The 336-nt window shown below is 43.8% G+C and carries 1 protein-coding gene; it reads left to right on the top strand.

Features of this window, described 5'->3' with window-relative positions; all coding sequences use genetic code 11:
* Positions 1 to 336 (top strand): IS110 family transposase (locus CXF74_RS21820; protein WP_157822540.1); only part of this gene is annotated, 336 nt, incomplete at both ends.

The raw sequence follows: 336 nt of genomic DNA, 5'->3' as shown, positions 1-336 counted from the left end.
TGGGCCATGAAGTTAAGCTTATTCCGCCATTTATTGTGAAACCCTTTGTGATTGGTAATAAAAATGATGCCAACGATGCACTGGCTATTGCAGAAGCTTCGTTAAGGCCCAAAGTGCGCTTTGTCGCTGTAAAGTCGACAGAGCAACAAGATATTCAATCGTTGCAACGCATTGCTGAGCGCATGATAAAAGTCAGAACGGGCGACGTTAACCAGCTAAGAGGGTTATTGTCTGAATACGGTACAGTTGTTGGCCTTGGTGTTTCAACGTTAATGAATGCTATTCCAGATATAGTTGAAGATGCAACGAATGAACTAACCACTACAGCGCGCACGT

The sequence above is a fragment of the Psychromonas sp. Urea-02u-13 genome (assembly GCF_002835995.1).
Lineage (GTDB): Bacteria > Pseudomonadota > Gammaproteobacteria > Enterobacterales > Psychromonadaceae > Psychromonas.
Note: the sequence above shows the minus strand (reverse complement) of the source record. Positions and strands in the feature narration are given on the sequence as shown.